The following is a 17,490-nucleotide window of genomic DNA, read 5'->3' as shown; positions in this document are numbered from 1 at the left end:
TATTTAGTGTTTTGATGGCTATAAATAATTATAACTAATTCTTCTTTTTTAATTGTTCAACTTCCTCAGATAACTTTGACAAATTCTTAAAGTGATTATAAGAACGTAAAAAATCCGCATGTGCTAAAGCTGGAGATCCTTGCACAGCAGCATTGTTCTTCAAATTCTTAGTCACTCCTGATTGGGCTTGTATTTTCACTCCATCTCCAATTGTTAGATGCCCTACAATGCCCACTTGTCCACCAATCATACAATTCTTTCCAATCTTTGTTGAACCTGCCACACCACTTTGAGAGGCAATCACAGTATTCTCTCCGATTTCCACATTATGTGCTACTTGAATCTGATTATCTAACTTTACTCCTTTTCTAATAATTGTAGAACCTAATGTAGCACGGTCTATTGTAGTCCCTGCCCCTATCTCTACATTATCTTCAATTATTACATTACCTATTTGAGGCACTTTATTGTACGTTCCGTCTGGATTTGGAGCAAAACCAAAACCATCTGACCCTACAATAGTCCCAGCATGTATAATACAATTATTACCTATTTCAGTCTCTGAATAAATTCTTACTCCTGCAAAAATAATAGTATTATCTCCTATTTTAACATTATCTCCAATGAATGTATTAGGATAAATCTTAACATTATTTCCTATTTTAGTGTTAGTTCCCACATAAGAGAAACTTCCTAAATAAAGATCATCACCATGCTCCACTCCCTCTGATAAAACAGCATATTGTTCTATACCAGATTTCATCAATTTTACTTGATTATAATACTCTAAAAGTTTTGAAAATGATTTATAAGCATCTTCCACCTTAATCATCGTCGCTTTTACTTCCTGATCCGGAATAAAACTATTATTAACGATAACTACAGATGCTTGCGTGGTATAAATATGATGTATATACTTAGGATTCGCTAAAAAAGATAACGATCCTACTTTTCCTTCTTCAATTTTTGATAATGTACTAACCAAAACTGTAGGATCCCCTACAACTTCGCCTTCCAAAACCCCGGCTATTTGTTCTGCTGATATTTTCATTAGGGCAAAAATATAAAATATAATTGAAAATTAACTTTCAAATGTGTTTTTTGGGTAGCAAACTAAATACTTTGTTACCTCTTTAGTCAACGGTTTTAAGTTCAAATGATCGGATACTTTTAATATATCAATCACAGAACCATTTTTCTTAAGTATCATAATAGGCTCTTTATCCTTACTGTATCCTAAATTCCTAAGCTTTCCGTCAAAGGCAAAATAATTCACTTTACGTTCGTCCAAATCAAACCTTTTCGCAACAACTTTCTTCAAATCAGCCATTTTACTAAGACGTTCTTCTTTCTTATTATAAACCTCTATCTTCAACAAATCTCTATTTACAATCATCTTGCTCAATGTCGATAAGATAAAGTCATCGTGAAATTGCCAGCTTTTTAGTGCTCCCATAATATCTGAATCATCTAATAAAGCAAAGTATTCAAGTGCCTTTTCTTCAAACTCTTTTGCATTGACTTGATTATCTAAAAAATAAAGCAACGACTCACTTGCCCATAACTGCACCCCTTGACAACTTAATTCTTTTGCTCGTTTTAATACACGAACAAGTATCAACTCAGCACAAACACTAGTTTTATGTAAGTAGGCCTGCCAATACATCAATCGACGTGCTATCAAAAACATTTCAACAGAATACACACCCTTTTCTTCTACTACTAATTTATCATCAACCACGTTCAGCATCTGAATTAGCCGCTCTGAATTAATATTCCCTTCCACTACACCACTATAAAAACTATCACGCTTCAAATAATCTAATCGATCCATATCTAACTGACTAGAGATCAATTGATACATAAATCTTCTCGGATATTCGCCTTTAAAAACTTGAATAGCTAAATCTAACTTACCATCAAACTCATTATTCAGTTTATTCATAAAAATTAGCGAGATTGACTCGTGATGCACTCCTTCTACTATACTATGTTCCATTGCATGTGAAAAAGGACCATGACCAATATCATGAAGTAGTATAGCGATATATAATGCATTCTCTTCTTCTTCCGATATTTCAACACCTTTGAAGCGAAGAACTTGCACAGCTTTTTGCATCAAATGCATACAACCTAATGCATGATGAAAACGTGTATGATGAGCTCCAGGAAAAACCAAATATGACACCCCCATCTGAGATATCCTCCTAAGCCTTTGAAAATAAGGATGCTGAACTAAATTATACAACAAGGGATTTGGTATGGATATAAAACCATAAATTGGGTCATTTAGAATAGTTAATTTGTTTGATGGTACCAAGTATATCTATTTTATTGAATTCAACAACAAAGATATTAAAAAAAAACACCCTTTATAAAAAAGGGTGTAGGCTAAAATATTTACTTCCTAATTTTCTAACTCTATTTGAAATGACTGCAAAAATAATATTGTCTTTTCTATGTCATAATGCAAAATTCTGTCTTCTGACACAAAACTAACCTCATCTCTATATGCCCCAACAAAAGCTTCAATAAATGCACTTGACTTCAATGGCCTTCTAAAATCTAAACCTTGTGCCGCATTGAATAACTCTATTGCTAGAATTCTCTCTAAGTTTTCTAGTATCTTCAAAGTCTTAGTTGCTCCATTAGCTCCCATACTCACATGATCCTCTTGTCCATTACTAGACACAATACTATCAATACTTGATGGAGTAGCCAATTGTTTGTTTTGACTCACTATACTTGCTGCTGTATATTGAGGAATCATAAAACCAGAATTTAACCCTGGATCAGACACTAAAAATGCAGGCAATCCTCTTAAGCCAGAAATTAATTGATACGTTCTACGTTCAGATATATTACCTAGCTCTGCTAAAGCAATTCCTATAAAGTCTAATGCTAACGCTAAAGGCTGCCCATGAAAATTACCTCCTGAAACAATCAAATCATCTTTATAAAAAATATTAGGATTATCTGTCACCGAATTTATTTCAGTCTTAAAAACCCGATCTACATAATCAATAGCATCTTTAGAAGCTCCATGCACTTGCGGGATACACCTAAATGAATAAGGGTCTTGCACATGTTCTTTAGCTCTTGTTATCAACTCAGATCCTTCTAAAACGTCATTAAAAAACTGAGCCGTTAATATCTGTCCTTTATGTGGGCGAACGTAATGAATTAACTCATTAAAAGGCTCAATACGTCCGTCAAATGCTTCTAGCGAAACAGCTCCTATTAAATCAGCTAAATAAGATAGCTTTCGAGACTTTAATAAGATATAACAACCATAAGCACTCATAAATTGAGTTCCATTTAACAACGCCAAACCTTCTTTTGATTTTAACGTTATAGGTTCCCAATTAAACTTAGCTAATACCTTTGATGCAGGCTGTTGATATCCTTCATACACAACCTCTCCCTCTCCTATCAATGGCAAAGTTAAATGAGCTAAAGGCGCTAAATCTCCTGAAGCTCCTAAAGATCCTTGTGTATAAACTACTGGTAAAACATCTTGATTATAGAAGTCAATCAATCGCTCTACAGTTTCCAACTGAACTCCTGAGTGTCCGAAACTCAATGACTTCACCTTCAATAACAACATAATCTTTACTACCTCTTCAGGCACTAAGTCTCCTGTTCCACATGCATGAGATTTCATTAAGTTTTCTTGTAACTTCGATAAGTTAGCATTGCTAATTTTTACATTACACAGAGAACCAAAACCTGTATTGATACCATAAATAGGATCTGCATGTTTCTCCATCTTCTCATCTAAGTAATCTCTGCAGTTTACAATATTGGCTCTAGCTTCTTCTGACAAAGCTATTCGTTGATTTTGTGTAATTATTTCATTTAATTTCTCAATTGTAAAAACATCTGAGCTAATATAATGTATCGTATCCATAAGTTATTTTGGGGTAATATTTATTTATCTTGTAAAAACTAATTTATTTCCTTTAGACTCTGCCTCACAAAATCCATAACCATCTACGTTGAATTTTTTCAAATCATCAACACTCTCTACTTTCTTATCTAATATATATCTCACCATCATACCTCTAGCTTTCTTAGCATAAAAACTAATCGTCTTTAGCTTACCATCTCTTAACTCTTTAAATTCAGGAATCACTAGTTGACCTTTAAGTACTTTAGTATCGATTGAACTGAAATACTCATTACTTGCTAAATTAACCACTAATTCACTTGATTTCAACTCTTTATTCAAAGAATTCGCCAATATAGGCTTCCAAAACTCATATAAATTAGAAGCCTGATCCACAGGAAGCTTTGTCCCCATTTCCAAACGATAAGGCTCGATTGCATCAAATGGTCTTAAGTAACCATATAATCCAGATAAAATCCTCACTCTACTCTGTAAATCTTCCAACTGACTATCCTTTAAACTATAAGCATCTAATCCAACATAGACATCACCATTAAAAGCATAAATAGCCTGCCTAAAATCACTTTGATCATTATCTGATTGTACAAAATGTCTATGCTGATTTCTGTTCCAATTCAAATCCGCTAAAGTGCTTGATATTTTCATCAAATCCATTAGGTCCATAGGTGTCTTGGATTTCAATTCATTGTTGATTTTTTTTGCTTCTTTTAAAAAAATCGGTTTCGATATTGTAGTGGTAGGTATTTCTGTAGTATAATCCAAGCTTTTTGCTGGAGATATTAAAATTTTCATAGTTCACAGTTATTTCTACCCAAATATAATAGTTATCTCTATATATTCATAGCTAGCTACATACCTTTCAGACGCTGCCATAGCTTCTTTAACAAAATTATACCATCTGCTCTTTCCTTTTTAACCTCTCTTACTGCCAATTCCCCATGACTATTAACATAAAACTCATAACTAAAAGCAAACTGTATATCATCACCATTATTTTTAAGCAAACCAAAACGCAAATCATTAAAATACAGTCTTTCATCTTCTTCCGATATAGTGAATTTTCCTTCTGAAACTCTTACTAATCTTTTCAATAATTGGTGATTCATTAATTGTTCAGTATAATGATGATTTTTATTAAAAACTTGGAAACGTAATTGTGATTGATCAAAAAAAGAATATTCCCCAATCAAAAAAGAATCCTTCGTCTCAACAATTCCATTCCATAAAATTGTATTCATTGCTGTGGGTTTCACAGACAATGATGTATACTCAATATTTTGCTTCCCTAAGCTATCTGTAAACTTATAATACACAACTCCTTTCAAAAATAGAGTAATACATAAGTAACCTGTACTAACAATCAATCCCAGAGTATTATATTGCATTCGCTTTACCAAATCATTCTTTGAGCGCATTGACTGAATCAAAAAGAAAAGAAAAGGCAACGTATATAAAGGATCAATAACGAAAATAGACTTAAAAGCGAAAGAATAATCCATAGGCCACAAAAGACGTGTGCCCCATGAAGTAAAAGCATCTAAAAGTGAATGAGTAAATAATCCCCAAAAAAACAACCAATACCCCTCTTCATAAGTCACTCCTTTGTTTCGTTCCCTTCTAAAAAGAATATATCCGAATAAAAAAGACGACACAAGTGCAAAAAGAATAGAGTGACTAATCCCTCTATGAATTTCCAAAGCTGTCAATGAATCAGTAAACCACCCAACAGCTACATCCAAATCAGGTATAGTACCAGCTACTGCACCATAAAGCACCGCTTTGTTTTTGAGCTTATTACCAAGAACTGCGTTTCCGATTGCTCCACCTAATATAATTTGTGTCAGTGAATCCATATATTTAAATTAAGTAATTATACAAAAAAAACTGCCGTTAAGCAGTTTTTATTTGTTCTATAAGCTAATATAGCTACTATAATTCTTTAAAAATAGTATGCATTAAACGTTTTTTATCATTGATACTTTCTTCAAGAGAAATCATTGATTCAGTTCTGTAAACTCCCTCAATATCATCAATCATATAAATAACCTCTTTCGCGTGACGTGTATTCTTTGCTCTAATCTTGCAAAACACATTAAACTTACCTGTAGTAACATGAGCTACTGTTACGAATGGTATTTCATTAATTCTCTCTAAAACGAATTTTGTTTGAGAAGTATTATGCAAAAAGATACCAATATACGCGATAAATGCATATCCTAGTTTTTCATAATCCAATGTTAACGAAGATCCTTGAATAATACCTGCATCTTCCATTTTTTTAACACGTACGTGTACTGTACCAGCAGAAATCAAAAGTTTTTTTGCAATATCTGTAAAAGGAACTCTCGTATTATCAATCAACATATCTAATATTTGGTGATCGATTTCATCTAAACGAAATTTACTCATAAATCAATTATTTATCTTAATTCTAAATCTATAATTCTGTACAATAATACTAAATTAAAACCGTATTTCTTTAAAAATAATCAAACTTTATTATTTTTTTAATAATTTTTTAATCTCATATTCCTCAAAACTCATAACCTCGGACAATTTTCTATTTAACAAAGCTTCTTTACTGCTAATACAATCTTTTAGAAAATAGCTATTTTTTATTGAAAGATGTGCAAACTTATTAATTCTGTCTGCAACACCCACAACCATCGGTTCGAATTCCACTTTATTATCTCGCAAAACTTCTAAATATTGTACCTCTAAAACATATATTTCTCCTGTTTGCGCATTTTCAACATTTGTAAAAATTATATCAACGAAATTCTTTTTATTCTCAAGTATTGCAAAATAATCCTTTACAGACAAGCCTCTATAAGCACCACTTTTCAGTTGACTAATTACTGTTAATAACCCCTTAAAGACAACTTTTCTAGTTACTTCTCTTTCATAATCCTCTGGATAATGCCCTGCCTCAAACAAAATAGTAGGAATATCAAGTGTTTGACAATAATCTCCAATACAGTTCTTATTAAAACTATCGTCAAATCTACCTATTTTTCCATGTATATCTACACACAACTCATTGTACATCGCCACAATTAACCTCATCGCTTCTTCACGTGAAGCACTCAAATCTCTTTGCTCATTAAACGCCGGAGATAAAAAAGAAATTGTTGCGGGTTCAGGAGTATCCCCTACACCGAATATAGTACGTTGATCATGTAGATTAAAAGCATAATTAGGTCTAAATTCCTCTAATAAACTACGCAAAACCTTACTTTCTGGCTGAGTCAAATCAATAGAATCCCTATTCAAATCCACTTGATTTGCATTAATACGCGTATATGCTGATGCACCGTCTGGATTAAGTATCGGCACGATCTTTATCGTAAAATATGAGAACCATTGTTTTACTTCTTCCTCTTCACTAGAAAGAAATTTCAACAGATCCATTACAGCTTTTGTGGTTGTAGATTCATTACCATGCATTTGCGACCACATTAGAATTTTCACTTGTCCTTGTCCCCAACACACACTTTTAATTTCCTTACCCAACACAGAACTCCCTTCTAATCGTACCGAAAATTGATCTCCCAATTCATTAAATACAGGTGAAATCATTTCAGTTGTAACATACCTTCCCGTTACTTCATTACATTTCCAAGTATTAACTATTGTATCTATATTCATTTATCAAAAACACTAAATTATGCATTATACAAATGTAACTAATTGAAATTTTTAATTCGCATAGTCATAAAATTTAACACCAAACTCTTTTGATATTTATTACCAAATCTAATCGAAAATAATCAATCTAATTAAACTCATACTTTCGCACTGCTACAACTTTTACTATCTTTAGGCTTTGATATTGTTTACCACAACACTTAAATAGCTAAGTACTAAAAATGATTACCAAATTCCTCAGTTACTTCTTTCCTATAACAGTAAAAAAGTATTCATCATCTATCAGCAACCAACTCGATATCACTTGGCAGAAAGGAGAGTTAAATCTCAATTCAAAAAACACAAACTATTCTTACGGAAATTTAGAGCGAGTATTGCGAGATGGACTTAAATACATTGGAGAAAGGAAAATCAAGAATATGGATAGTATTCTAATTTTAGGATTAGGTGCTGGTAGCGTTGTTGATACCCTAAGAAATCACATTCAATACGAAAACAAAATCACTAGCATAGAGTTAGATCCTATTGTTATTGATTTAGGTAAAAAATATTTTAAACTAAACGAATTACAACATAAGCATACAATTATACAAATTGATGCTTTTGAATATGCTCTACGCTCAAAAGAAACATTTAATCTCATTATAATAGATATTTTTCAAGATCACATCATGCCTTCTTTCCTATTTGAAGACTATTTCATTCGACATATAAAAAAAATGTTGCGCAAAGATGGCTTTATTCTATTCAATACGATTACATTAAATCAAGAACACAAACTTAGGAACGAAAAATTCATCTCTCTTTTTGATAACACAAATTATTCGACGCGTATCTACCCCAAAAGCCTCAAATACAACGAGCTCTTAACTATCAAAAAGCTATCTTAACACAATTCAGTTCCCCAAACAATTAATTATCTTTGCAAGAACCGTATTTGACTATAAACACCATGATACAAATAAAAGAAGCTAAAAGTAAAAGCGAAATCACAGCTTTCGTTAAATTTCCATTCACATTATACAAAGACAACCCATACTGGGTCCCTTCTATAATTAAAGAAGAAGTAAAAAGTTTTGATCCTAGCAATGACATCTTCAAAACAGTAAACGTAAAATTCTTCTTAGCTTATAAAAATAAAGAGATCGTAGGTCGAGTTGCTTGCGCAATTAACTGGGCTGAAGTCAACGAACTTCACAAACCTAAAGTACGTTTTGGTTGGTTCGACATGATAGATGATATTGAAGTCACTAAAGCTTTAATTAATACGGTAATTGCCTTTGGTAAAGAACACAACATGCAATATATTGAAGGACCTATGGGGTTTTCAAATATGGATAAAGCAGGCATGTTAACAAAAGGATTTGATTACATTGCTACAATGATCGGTATTTATAATGCTGAATACTATCCAAAGCATTTAGAAGCACTAGGGTTCAAACCTGAGGCAGAATGGATTGAATACAAACTTGATCTGCAAAAATACGATAAAGAGAAGCTAACTAAAATGGCTAATCTTATCGAAAATCGATACCATGTCAAAAAACTAGAGTTCAGAAACATTAAAGAATTAATGCCGTATGTAGACGAAATGTTTGCACTATTGAACAAAACATACGCAGATCTACAGAGCTTTGTCCCTATACAAGATTTTCAAATTGAACACTATAAAAAAAAATATCTAAACTTTATCCACCCAGACTTTATTACTTGTGTAATGGATCAAGATAATAAAATGATTGCCTTTGCTATTACAATGCCTTCTTTTTCTAGAGCATTTCAAAAAGCAAAAGGTAAACTATTCCCTTTTGGCTTCATCCATCTATTAAAAGCTACAAAACAAAACAATCATGCCGAATTTTATCTAATCGGAGTTGACCCAGAATATAGGAGCAAAGGAATTACTGCTATAATCTTCAGAGAAATTTACGCTAGCTTCAAAAAACACAAAATAGAGTTTATTGAAACAAACCCTTTATTAATAGAAAACAATAAGATTCAAGCTCTTTGGAAAAACTTAGACCCCATCATCCATAAAGAAAGAAAAACGTTTCGTCTGGATATCAATAAAACATTATCTAAATAATATAACTTTTATTAAAAACAATAAACAAATAAAATATTTTAATTATTAAGACGTAATTTAGATATCGGAAATCATAAAAACACAGATAACTATTTACTTTTACTACAATTATACATTTGATTTCCTATAATTATTAAAGAAGCTCTCTATAATTAATAGAGAGCTTCTATTTTTATAAAACTAACTTATAATAATAGAAAAAAGAGCTCTTATACATACACAAGAGCACTTTTTTATATTTCTTTTTTCCTTAAATTTTCTAACTAAACACTAGTTATTCAACATCACTGGCATTACTAACATAGTTACAAACTCTCCGTCTTCTAATCCATCTACTGGAGTTAAAATACCAGCCCTATTAGGTAAAGACATTTCTAACAAAATATCATCTGATTGCAGATTATTCAACATCTCTACTAAAAAACGTGAGTTAAACCCAATTTGCATATCATCTCCTTGATAATCACAAGTCAGACGCTCATCAGCTTTATTTGAATAATCAATATCCTCAGCTGAAATATTCAGTTCCGTTCCCGCTACTTTCAAGCGTATCTGATGTGTTGTTTTATTTGCATAAATAGAAACACGACGTACTGAACTCAAAAACTGTACACGATTAATCAATAATTTATTCGGATTCTCTTTCGGAATTACCGCTTCATAGTTTGGATATTTCCCATCGATTAAACGACATGTCAAAGCATAATTCTCAAACAAGAATTGAGCGTTTGACTCATTAAATTCTATAGTTACATCTGCTCCTGAAGACATTAAAATATTCTTCAAAATCGTCAATGGTTTCTTAGGCATAATAAAGCTTGCTTCATTCGAAGAAACGATATCAGCTCTAGAATACTTCACTAATTTATGTGCATCTGTTGCCACAAATATTAACCCTGCTGGCGAGAACTGAAAAAACACTCCTGACATTACAGGGCGCAAATCATCATTTCCTGCCGCAAAGATAGTTTTGCTAATTGCTGTAGCTAACACTCCAGCTGGCACATCTGTTCTTGAAGGTTCTTCTAGTGATTCTGCTTTTGGAAACTCTTCTCCTTGTGCGTAAGCTAATACATACTTACCTACATCTGAACTTATTTCTATGGTATTGTTTTCCTTAACTGAAAAAGTCAACGGTTGCTCTGGAAACGTTTTTAATGTTTCTAACAACAATTTAGCTGGTACGGCAATACTCCCTTGACTTGTTGATTCAATCTCTAAAGTAGCAGACATAGTTGTCTCTAAATCAGAAGCAGATACCTTCAAGATATTATTATCTAACTCAAATAAAAAATTATCTAATATATGTAAGGTATTACTACTATTGATAACACTACCTAAAACCTGTAGTTGTTTTAACAAGTAGGAACTCGATACTATAAACTTCATATTACAATTATTTAACTCCGCAAAGTGCATTATAGCTACAAATATATCGGATTATTATTAATAATAAAAACGATTTAGCTGGTCTTTTTTTGAAATTTACCTTTTTTCATTAACAAAAAAAGAACTAAAATAAATACCACAACAACCAATGGCAAAAACAATGCTAGTAATTGAATTTTTGTATAATTTTGATACACCCTAACTTTATCTAGCATAGGTAGTTTCACTTCTTTAGTTCTCAATTCTAATAAACCTTGATCATCTAACAAATAGTCAACTGAATTAAGCAATAACTCTTTATTACCAAACAAGCGATTTGTCCATTTATCATAGCCTAACTCAAGTGGTACGCCGTTTTGATCCACTTGATTCTTTATCAGATCTCCATCTGAAAAAACAATCAACTTATTATCTTTTCCTTCTTTTAAAGGTCTTTCCATTTCAAAAGGCAATATTCTATGTTGATAAACTGACTTAAAATCGCCTTCTAATAAAACACCTACAATATAACTTCCTTTACCTTCATAAATCTCTGGTGACACTTCCTCATTGAGTACATCAAAACTAATCTCATTTGGCGTCCCTACTGTCATAGAATACTTAGATGTCTGGAGTAACACTGTTTTATCTACTCCATTTTTTAAAGTGTCCATTGGAGAAACAAAATCAAATTTCACTCCTTCAATATTCTTGACAATTGAATGATTGCTTTCTGGATATACAAAAGGCGAAAATTTCCAGATAAAATCACCATATTGTGTTTGAGTTCCTTGTTTACCAATTGCTAATTTGATAGGTACCCCTATTTCATCCTTAACCAATACAGGGTTTATTCGCAAGCCATACTTAAACAACAACTCTCCTAAACTTTGATCTTTTGCATAAGCCAACATTCGACCAGTATTTCGTAAACTATCAAAATCCGCTTGAACCTGATCCAATAAAAACAGACCTTTCCCTCCTCCTAATATATATTGATCTAAGACCTGGACTTCCTTATCTGAAAACTGCTCTGTAGGTTTTGCTAATAACACCAAATCGTACTGCTTTAGCTCCTCCAAAGTTTCCTGTGGCCTAGACGCAACCGAATCTAATGTAAATGGACCTATATGATAACGCTCTCTTAGTGATATTAGAAAGTCAGCAATATAAATATCAGACAGTTCCCCATTACCTTTTAAAACTGCTATTTTCTTTTGCTTCTCACTAGACACACTCTGTATTGCATCTGCAAAAACATATTCTAAGTTTTGTACTGACAATAATACCTTTTCTTCCGTACTAATGCCCATCATATTTTTCAACAAAGATACCTTTACCGTCTTTTGCCCCTGAGAAACCAAAGCCCAAGGCAATACTACTTGCTTTGTCTGTGTCCCTTTGTCATTTACCGTTATTGACATTGGTTTTACTCCCAATTCCATCAAATGACCGAGCACTTCTTCTTCATTATCTTCCCCTTCTAGCGGATTGACAAAATGAAATTTTATATTAGAGTTCATCAATTCAAACTCTTCTAACATTTGACGTGTTTCCGCCTGTAATCGTCTGAATTCTGCAGGGAAAGTCCCTTCTAAAAAAACATCAATAATTACAGGTTGCTCTACATGCGACAAAATTACCTCTGTTGTCTCTGATAAAGTATAACGTTTATCTTGTGTCAAGTCAAATCGAGAACTAAAGAACGTTGCTAAGATATTAATCAACACGACCACTACGACTATCGAGATATATCGAATACTTTTTGATTTCTTACTATTATTCATTATCTACGAAGCGATTTAATTCTTAATACCGTTAAACTCAAAAAAAGAAAAGAAACACTGATAAAATACACTAAATCGCGGGTATCTATTACTCCTCTTGATATACTCCTAAAATGGTACTGTACACCAAACTGCTCTAGTATCCCACTTTGTGCTACTGATGACAATAAATCTATTCCAAAAGACAAAAACAAACACAGCAGTGCTCCTAATATAAAAGCTACTATTTGATTGTCTGACAGAGAAGAGGCAAAAACCCCCATAGAAGCATACATCGCTGCTAAAAAAAGCAACCCGAAATAAGACCCTATTAAACTACCATAGTCAAAATACTGACCATCAATAATGTATCCTTCTAATATCCAAACATAGACAACTGTAGGTAAAATAGACAAAATAATAAGGCTTAATACCCCAAAATACTTACCTAAAACAATCTGCCATACTGACAATGGCTTAGTTAGTAATAGCTCTATTGTACCTTGCTTGATTTCCTCTGAAAAACTACGCATAGCTACAGCTGGTATTAAAAAAACCAAAACCAAAGGCGATAAATAAAAGAACGGAGCTAAATCAGCATAATTTCCATTCAAAACATTATAACTTCCATCAAAAAACCACAACATCAAGCCGTTTATGATAAGAAAAACCGCAATTACTAAGTACCCAGTAAGACTACTCAAAAAAGAACGAATCTCTCTAAAACAAATTGCAAACATATAAGATTAATTAGTTTACAGTTAATAATCTATCTACACTCCAAGCTTGAGCTCGCTCAGCAAACATACTTTTTACATATGGCCAAACTTCTTTAAAGGTATCTGAATATCTATAAATATCCAAGTCTTGCTCATTTTCCCAATAACTATATGTAAAGAAAACGTTTGACTGTGTTTTATCTTGATATAACTCTAAAAAAGAACAACCTGGTTGACTTCTCACAACATGCTTTATTTCTTCAAAATATTGCACAAACTCCTCTACGTGCTCTTCCTTAAAAGTTAACTTAACAATTCTAATAAACATCTTGGTTCTATTTTTTATATATTCTCAACGACAAAATCTATTCGAATATTGTCGTACATATTTAAATTCAATAAAGTTCGTGGACTCCCCCCAGCTCCGTCAAGTCTTGAGTAAAATATCGTTATCACCAACAAATCCAGATCATTAAAAACCGCTAATAAATCACCAGCTCGATCATTAAGTGTAGAGTTTTCATATAACTTAAAATCGGCATAGTAATTATTGATTCGTGTGATCAAACTATTCTTTACACGAATCTGAAATCTTCTCCCCTTACCTACACGCTCAAAAACTTCTCTACTAATATTTGTAATTAAATTACCATAATTATCCTCATAGACAAACTTACCTTGAATTGTATTCTCTTCAATAGTTAGCTTGTCAGATATGAAGTTCAGTTTTTGTAGCGAATCCACATTAGTACCTATATTCTCGAGAGGACGACCTTCTGAAAGTTGATAAGCACAATATACAAACAAATCATTAGAACGCATCCCTCCCTCGTTATATATATATACGGCTTGCTCATAATCTTTATCAATCAACAAATTAGTCAATACTCCATTATCAGTAGTGATGAAATAATGTCCATCACACTTCACACATATTGCAGGCGTATTCTCAGAAATAAAAGCATCTACTGCTATGATATGGATACTCCCTTTCGGGAAGTTGTGATAAGTCGCTCGTACAACAAAACCAGCAGCCTCCTTATTATAACTCGTTATTCCATGGGAGATATCTATAATAGTACAATTAGAGATATTTGAGTAGATTTTTCCTTTCAATGCGCCAACATAATAATCCCTATACCCGAAATCGGTCGTCAATGTAATTATCCTTTGCATTGTAAATTTTTAATGTAAATTAAAGAAGAATCAAATTTTTATAGTAGCTTTGAGATACAAAATTATGTTATTTTTTTTAATTAATTCTCATAGGTATTGAACGAAAGAGTAATTGAACTTACAGATTTTAGCCCAAAAGACTTTTGGGGGCCTCAAGATATTCATTTAGACTTACTTAAAAAACTATTCCCTAAGATTAAAATAGTTGCACGAGGCGGTATAGTAAAAATATATGGTGATCAAGAGATTTTAGACGAATTTGAAAAGAGATTCGACCGATTAATCAAGTACTTTATTAGGTACAACAAGATTGATGAGAATGCCATAGAGCGAATTGTAATGGATAACGGACCTCAGGTCATGAATCCCTTAGACAATGTATTAGTACATGGCGTGTCAGGCAAACTTATCAAGGCATTAACTCCTAACCAACAAAAGCTAGTTAAATTCGTCGAAAAAAACGATATGGTATTTGCCATTGGCCCAGCAGGTACAGGTAAAACCTACACTGGAGTTGCTCTAGCAGTACGCGCTTTGAAGAACAAAGAGGTTAAGCGCATCATTCTTACAAGACCCGCTGTTGAAGCAGGTGAAAACTTAGGATTCTTGCCTGGTGATATGAAGGATAAGTTGGACCCATACATGCAACCTCTATATGATGCTCTTAGAGATATGATCCCTCCCCAAACCTTAGATGATTATATCCTAAAAGGAGTTATTCAAATCGCTCCACTCGCTTTTATGCGTGGTCGAACACTAGATAATGCATTTGTTATTCTTGATGAGGCACAAAACACAACACATTCTCAAATGAAAATGTTCTTAACAAGAATGGGGAAAAGTGCTAAATTCATCATTACAGGAGATCCTGGCCAAGTAGATTTACCTCGCAAGGTATCTTCTGGACTTAAAGAAGCCCTATATGTTTTGAAAGATATTGAAGGCATAGGTATTTTGTACCTAGACGATAAAGATATTGTCCGTCATAGGTTAGTAAAACAGATTGTAAATGCTTATAAAAGGAGCGAAGAAAGACCTGATCAAATGTCATTTGACGAACTAAAAAAGCTTGAAACAAAATAAAAAAGGAAAGATAACAATTGTTATCTTTCCTTTTTTTAGTACAAAAATATAATGTAAATTCTATTTTATAAAGAATATGCATCTCGCACGAAAGTCAACTTTTGCGTCATACCCTCAAACAATACTAAATATTCTCCCTTAATCTCATAACGATCACAGCTATCTAATACTGCCAACAACTCTTTTTCACGTTGATACATATCAGTTACATACTCCGGAGATAAAATAATCTTAAAGTAAATCGAATCACCTTCACATCGAATATCACCATAAATCATATGATTCCCCCCACTTCCTGAAAAGCTACGAGTGTTTATATCAATACATATAAGCGGTATTTGATTAATTCCTAACTCTTCGACACGCTTCCCTTCGTACGATTGAAAAACCCAGTTTCCCGAAAGCGAATTATCGTATAAATAGTGGCCAAAACAAGCAAAATCAATAATTTCATCTTTCATTTCCTGTTTTTTCGTCAAGCTAACCGCTACTGAATGATCAAAACGTCCATCAAAAAAATCACGTGCCGTCTCATCTTCATAAATAACTATTTCGATTTCCTCGTGTTTCGTTGAAGACTTATACACTCTACTCTCTCCTTCAATCAAAGGCTCCACAAATGGGAATATTATCTTCTGATTTGGTTTCGAACTTGAATATACGATTCCCTTTTTACTGATAGCCACTACCTGCAAAGAATCTTGTGCTACAGCCTTAAAAAAAGTTCCCTCCAAATCATGTTTATTCAACAAATCCATTTGTTTAGACGTGTTGTCTTTACTACTTTTATCTTTCGGTTGCTCCATTCCACAAGATGGAAACAAAGAAACTGTTAACGCCAAAATCATACTTTTATTTTTATTTACAATCTTTAGAATCAAAGGTTATACCAAAATCTACAACCTATCCATATATTAACATTTTTTACGTTAATATACCATCCAAAAAATACACTATTCTTACTATTAATCCCTTCTTCTAAAATCGATGCAAAGATACAACTCTACTACAAAACTCTATTGTACTTTATATTAATATTATGACAATTTTCGCCTATCCAAAATCACATAGATTTACAACTACTTTATTCATTCCCCATCATTTTATTCATTCATCTAAAAGAATTCTAATCATTATCCTACTTTATCTAATTTTTCCAAAGAACAACAACTAACTTAATGGATAGTCTCCTTTTTAACTATTCAGAAAAAACGTCAAAATGACTCTCTTTTTTCACTCAAATCAAGCATAACTCAATATTCTTTAGCAGTAAACTAAATCAATAAAAGTTACAATACTACTTTTTATCCAAAATAATCTAAAGCACTGTGAGTCCCCCTCTCCTTACACCTACCCCTTTTCCTAGCATCCTTGACCAATGCCTGCACAATGCCTGCACTTTCCTTGCCAAGAATACTCTCCTGGGCTAGTATTCTGCACGTATACTGCAATTATACCTATAGCTTGGCAACAAATATTGCTTTTTTGAATACTCCATGAGTTAGAGTAAGCAACTTTGTTTTAAAAAAACTATACCTCAGCTTCGTGTCATACTAATGTTTTATCCGTGAGAACAGTAGCTTTTTCGAAAAACATATTTACCTAATATACAAACGTTACATAAAGTAGCTATAAGTTAATTAGCTTAAACATTGTCAACTCACCTATCTTAGTTGCATCAAACGAAAATACACAAAAACACCTCATGACGCAATACACAACTGAGTACTCCAA

Annotated in this window: 16 protein-coding genes; 3 read left to right on the top strand and 13 right to left on the bottom strand. The window is 32.7% G+C overall.

Going from position 1 to position 17,490, the window contains the following annotated elements:
- Positions 1 to 34: 34 nt before the first annotated feature.
- The 7 genes from lpxD to GJV77_RS04005 all read right to left on the bottom strand — a co-directional run bounded on the left by lpxD (position 35) and on the right by GJV77_RS04005 (position 7,558).
- Positions 35 to 1,051: a UDP-3-O-(3-hydroxymyristoyl)glucosamine N-acyltransferase gene (gene lpxD / locus GJV77_RS04035; protein ID WP_155035068.1), complete on the bottom strand. Its 1,017-nt coding sequence runs from the start codon at positions 1,049 to 1,051 to the stop codon at positions 35 to 37.
- 30 nt (positions 1,052 to 1,081) lie between these two features.
- Positions 1,082 to 2,320 (bottom strand): HD domain-containing protein, encoded by a 1,239-nt coding sequence (locus tag GJV77_RS04030; RefSeq protein WP_155035067.1) that lies wholly within the window; start codon positions 2,318 to 2,320, stop codon positions 1,082 to 1,084.
- 87 nt (positions 2,321 to 2,407) lie between these two features.
- Positions 2,408 to 3,910 carry a histidine ammonia-lyase gene (hutH, locus tag GJV77_RS04025; protein ID WP_155035066.1) on the bottom strand — a complete coding sequence of 501 codons (1,503 nt, stop codon included), beginning with the start codon at positions 3,908 to 3,910 and terminating at the stop codon, positions 2,408 to 2,410.
- A 24-nt stretch (positions 3,911 to 3,934) separates the two neighbouring features.
- Positions 3,935 to 4,702, bottom strand: a complete 768-nt coding sequence (gene yaaA / locus GJV77_RS04020) for a peroxide stress protein YaaA (RefSeq protein ID WP_155035065.1) — start codon at positions 4,700 to 4,702, stop codon at positions 3,935 to 3,937.
- Between the two features lie 56 nt (positions 4,703 to 4,758).
- A complete protein-coding gene (locus GJV77_RS04015; protein WP_155035064.1) occupies positions 4,759 to 5,763 on the bottom strand; it encodes a metal-dependent hydrolase in 1,005 nt (334 codons plus the stop codon).
- Positions 5,764 to 5,839: 76 nt separating this feature from the next.
- Complete coding sequence (locus GJV77_RS04010; protein ID WP_006258948.1) at positions 5,840 to 6,319, bottom strand: Lrp/AsnC family transcriptional regulator; 480 nt, start codon at positions 6,317 to 6,319, stop codon at positions 5,840 to 5,842.
- Between the two features lie 90 nt (positions 6,320 to 6,409).
- Positions 6,410 to 7,558, bottom strand: a complete 1,149-nt coding sequence (locus GJV77_RS04005; RefSeq protein ID WP_155035063.1) for a M14 family metallopeptidase — start codon at positions 7,556 to 7,558, stop codon at positions 6,410 to 6,412.
- A gap of 221 nt (positions 7,559 to 7,779) precedes the next feature.
- Between GJV77_RS04005 and GJV77_RS04000 the strand changes: the two genes are divergently transcribed.
- Complete coding sequence (locus GJV77_RS04000) at positions 7,780 to 8,448, top strand: spermidine synthase (protein ID WP_155035062.1); 669 nt, start codon at positions 7,780 to 7,782, stop codon at positions 8,446 to 8,448.
- Positions 8,449 to 8,510: 62 nt separating this feature from the next.
- Complete coding sequence (locus GJV77_RS03995; protein WP_155035061.1) at positions 8,511 to 9,644, top strand: GNAT family N-acetyltransferase; 1,134 nt, start codon at positions 8,511 to 8,513, stop codon at positions 9,642 to 9,644.
- 270 nt (positions 9,645 to 9,914) lie between these two features.
- Here the strand turns inward: GJV77_RS03995 and dnaN are convergent, their stop codons facing one another.
- The 5 genes from dnaN to GJV77_RS03970 form a co-directional block, all read right to left on the bottom strand.
- Positions 9,915 to 11,033, bottom strand: coding sequence for a DNA polymerase III subunit beta (dnaN, locus tag GJV77_RS03990; protein WP_155035060.1), 1,119 nt, complete (start codon positions 11,031 to 11,033; stop codon positions 9,915 to 9,917).
- A 74-nt stretch (positions 11,034 to 11,107) separates the two neighbouring features.
- Positions 11,108 to 12,799, bottom strand: coding sequence for a gliding motility-associated ABC transporter substrate-binding protein GldG (gene gldG / locus GJV77_RS03985; protein ID WP_155035059.1), 1,692 nt, complete (start codon positions 12,797 to 12,799; stop codon positions 11,108 to 11,110).
- Positions 12,799 to 13,518: a gliding motility-associated ABC transporter permease subunit GldF gene (gene gldF / locus GJV77_RS03980; RefSeq protein ID WP_155035058.1), complete on the bottom strand. Its 720-nt coding sequence runs from the start codon at positions 13,516 to 13,518 to the stop codon at positions 12,799 to 12,801. Before gldF ends, gldG begins: the two co-directional genes overlap by 1 nt.
- Positions 13,519 to 13,528: 10 nt before the next feature.
- Positions 13,529 to 13,825, bottom strand: coding sequence for a putative quinol monooxygenase (locus GJV77_RS03975; RefSeq protein WP_155035057.1), 297 nt, complete (start codon positions 13,823 to 13,825; stop codon positions 13,529 to 13,531).
- Between the two features lie 14 nt (positions 13,826 to 13,839).
- A complete protein-coding gene (locus tag GJV77_RS03970) occupies positions 13,840 to 14,673 on the bottom strand; it encodes an SAM hydrolase/SAM-dependent halogenase family protein (RefSeq protein WP_155035056.1) in 834 nt (277 codons plus the stop codon).
- A gap of 96 nt (positions 14,674 to 14,769) precedes the next feature.
- On the opposite strand from GJV77_RS03970, the gene GJV77_RS03965 reads away from it, so the two are divergent.
- Positions 14,770 to 15,756 (top strand): PhoH family protein, encoded by a 987-nt coding sequence (locus tag GJV77_RS03965; protein WP_155035055.1) that lies wholly within the window; start codon positions 14,770 to 14,772, stop codon positions 15,754 to 15,756.
- A gap of 65 nt (positions 15,757 to 15,821) precedes the next feature.
- Here the strand turns inward: GJV77_RS03965 and GJV77_RS03960 are convergent, their stop codons facing one another.
- Entirely contained in the window at positions 15,822 to 16,604 is a 783-nt protein-coding gene (locus GJV77_RS03960; protein ID WP_155035054.1) for an META domain-containing protein, read from the bottom strand.
- Between the last annotated feature and the right edge of the window lie 886 nt (positions 16,605 to 17,490).

Origin of the sequence: Myroides pelagicus (assembly GCF_009711055.1) — a bacterium.
GTDB classification, from domain to species: Bacteria; Bacteroidota; Bacteroidia; order Flavobacteriales; family Flavobacteriaceae; genus Flavobacterium; species Flavobacterium pelagicum.
This window is presented reverse-complemented; position numbering and strand designations above follow the sequence as displayed.

Bases quoted from the DNA above. Each gene is read 5' to 3' on its own strand.
- lpxD (WP_155035068.1), bottom strand. From the start codon at position 1,051: ATGAAAATATCAGCAGAACAAATAGCCGGGGTTTTGGAAGGCGAAGTT.
- hutH (WP_155035066.1), bottom strand. From the start codon at position 3,910: ATGGATACGATACATTATATTAGCTCAGATGTTTTTACAATTGAGAAA.
- yaaA (WP_155035065.1), bottom strand. From the start codon at position 4,702: ATGAAAATTTTAATATCTCCAGCAAAAAGCTTGGATTATACTACAGAA.
- GJV77_RS04015 (WP_155035064.1), bottom strand. From the start codon at position 5,763: ATGGATTCACTGACACAAATTATATTAGGTGGAGCAATCGGAAACGCA.
- GJV77_RS04010 (WP_006258948.1), bottom strand. From the start codon at position 6,319: ATGAGTAAATTTCGTTTAGATGAAATCGATCACCAAATATTAGATATG.
- GJV77_RS04005 (WP_155035063.1), bottom strand. From the start codon at position 7,558: ATGAATATAGATACAATAGTTAATACTTGGAAATGTAATGAAGTAACG.
- GJV77_RS04000 (WP_155035062.1), top strand. From the start codon at position 7,780: ATGATTACCAAATTCCTCAGTTACTTCTTTCCTATAACAGTAAAAAAG.
- GJV77_RS03995 (WP_155035061.1), top strand. From the start codon at position 8,511: ATGATACAAATAAAAGAAGCTAAAAGTAAAAGCGAAATCACAGCTTTC.
- dnaN (WP_155035060.1), bottom strand. From the start codon at position 11,033: ATGAAGTTTATAGTATCGAGTTCCTACTTGTTAAAACAACTACAGGTT.
- gldG (WP_155035059.1), bottom strand. From the start codon at position 12,799: ATGAATAATAGTAAGAAATCAAAAAGTATTCGATATATCTCGATAGTC.
- gldF (WP_155035058.1), bottom strand. From the start codon at position 13,518: ATGTTTGCAATTTGTTTTAGAGAGATTCGTTCTTTTTTGAGTAGTCTT.
- GJV77_RS03975 (WP_155035057.1), bottom strand. From the start codon at position 13,825: ATGTTTATTAGAATTGTTAAGTTAACTTTTAAGGAAGAGCACGTAGAG.
- GJV77_RS03970 (WP_155035056.1), bottom strand. From the start codon at position 14,673: ATGCAAAGGATAATTACATTGACGACCGATTTCGGGTATAGGGATTAT.
- GJV77_RS03960 (WP_155035054.1), bottom strand. From the start codon at position 16,604: ATGATTTTGGCGTTAACAGTTTCTTTGTTTCCATCTTGTGGAATGGAG.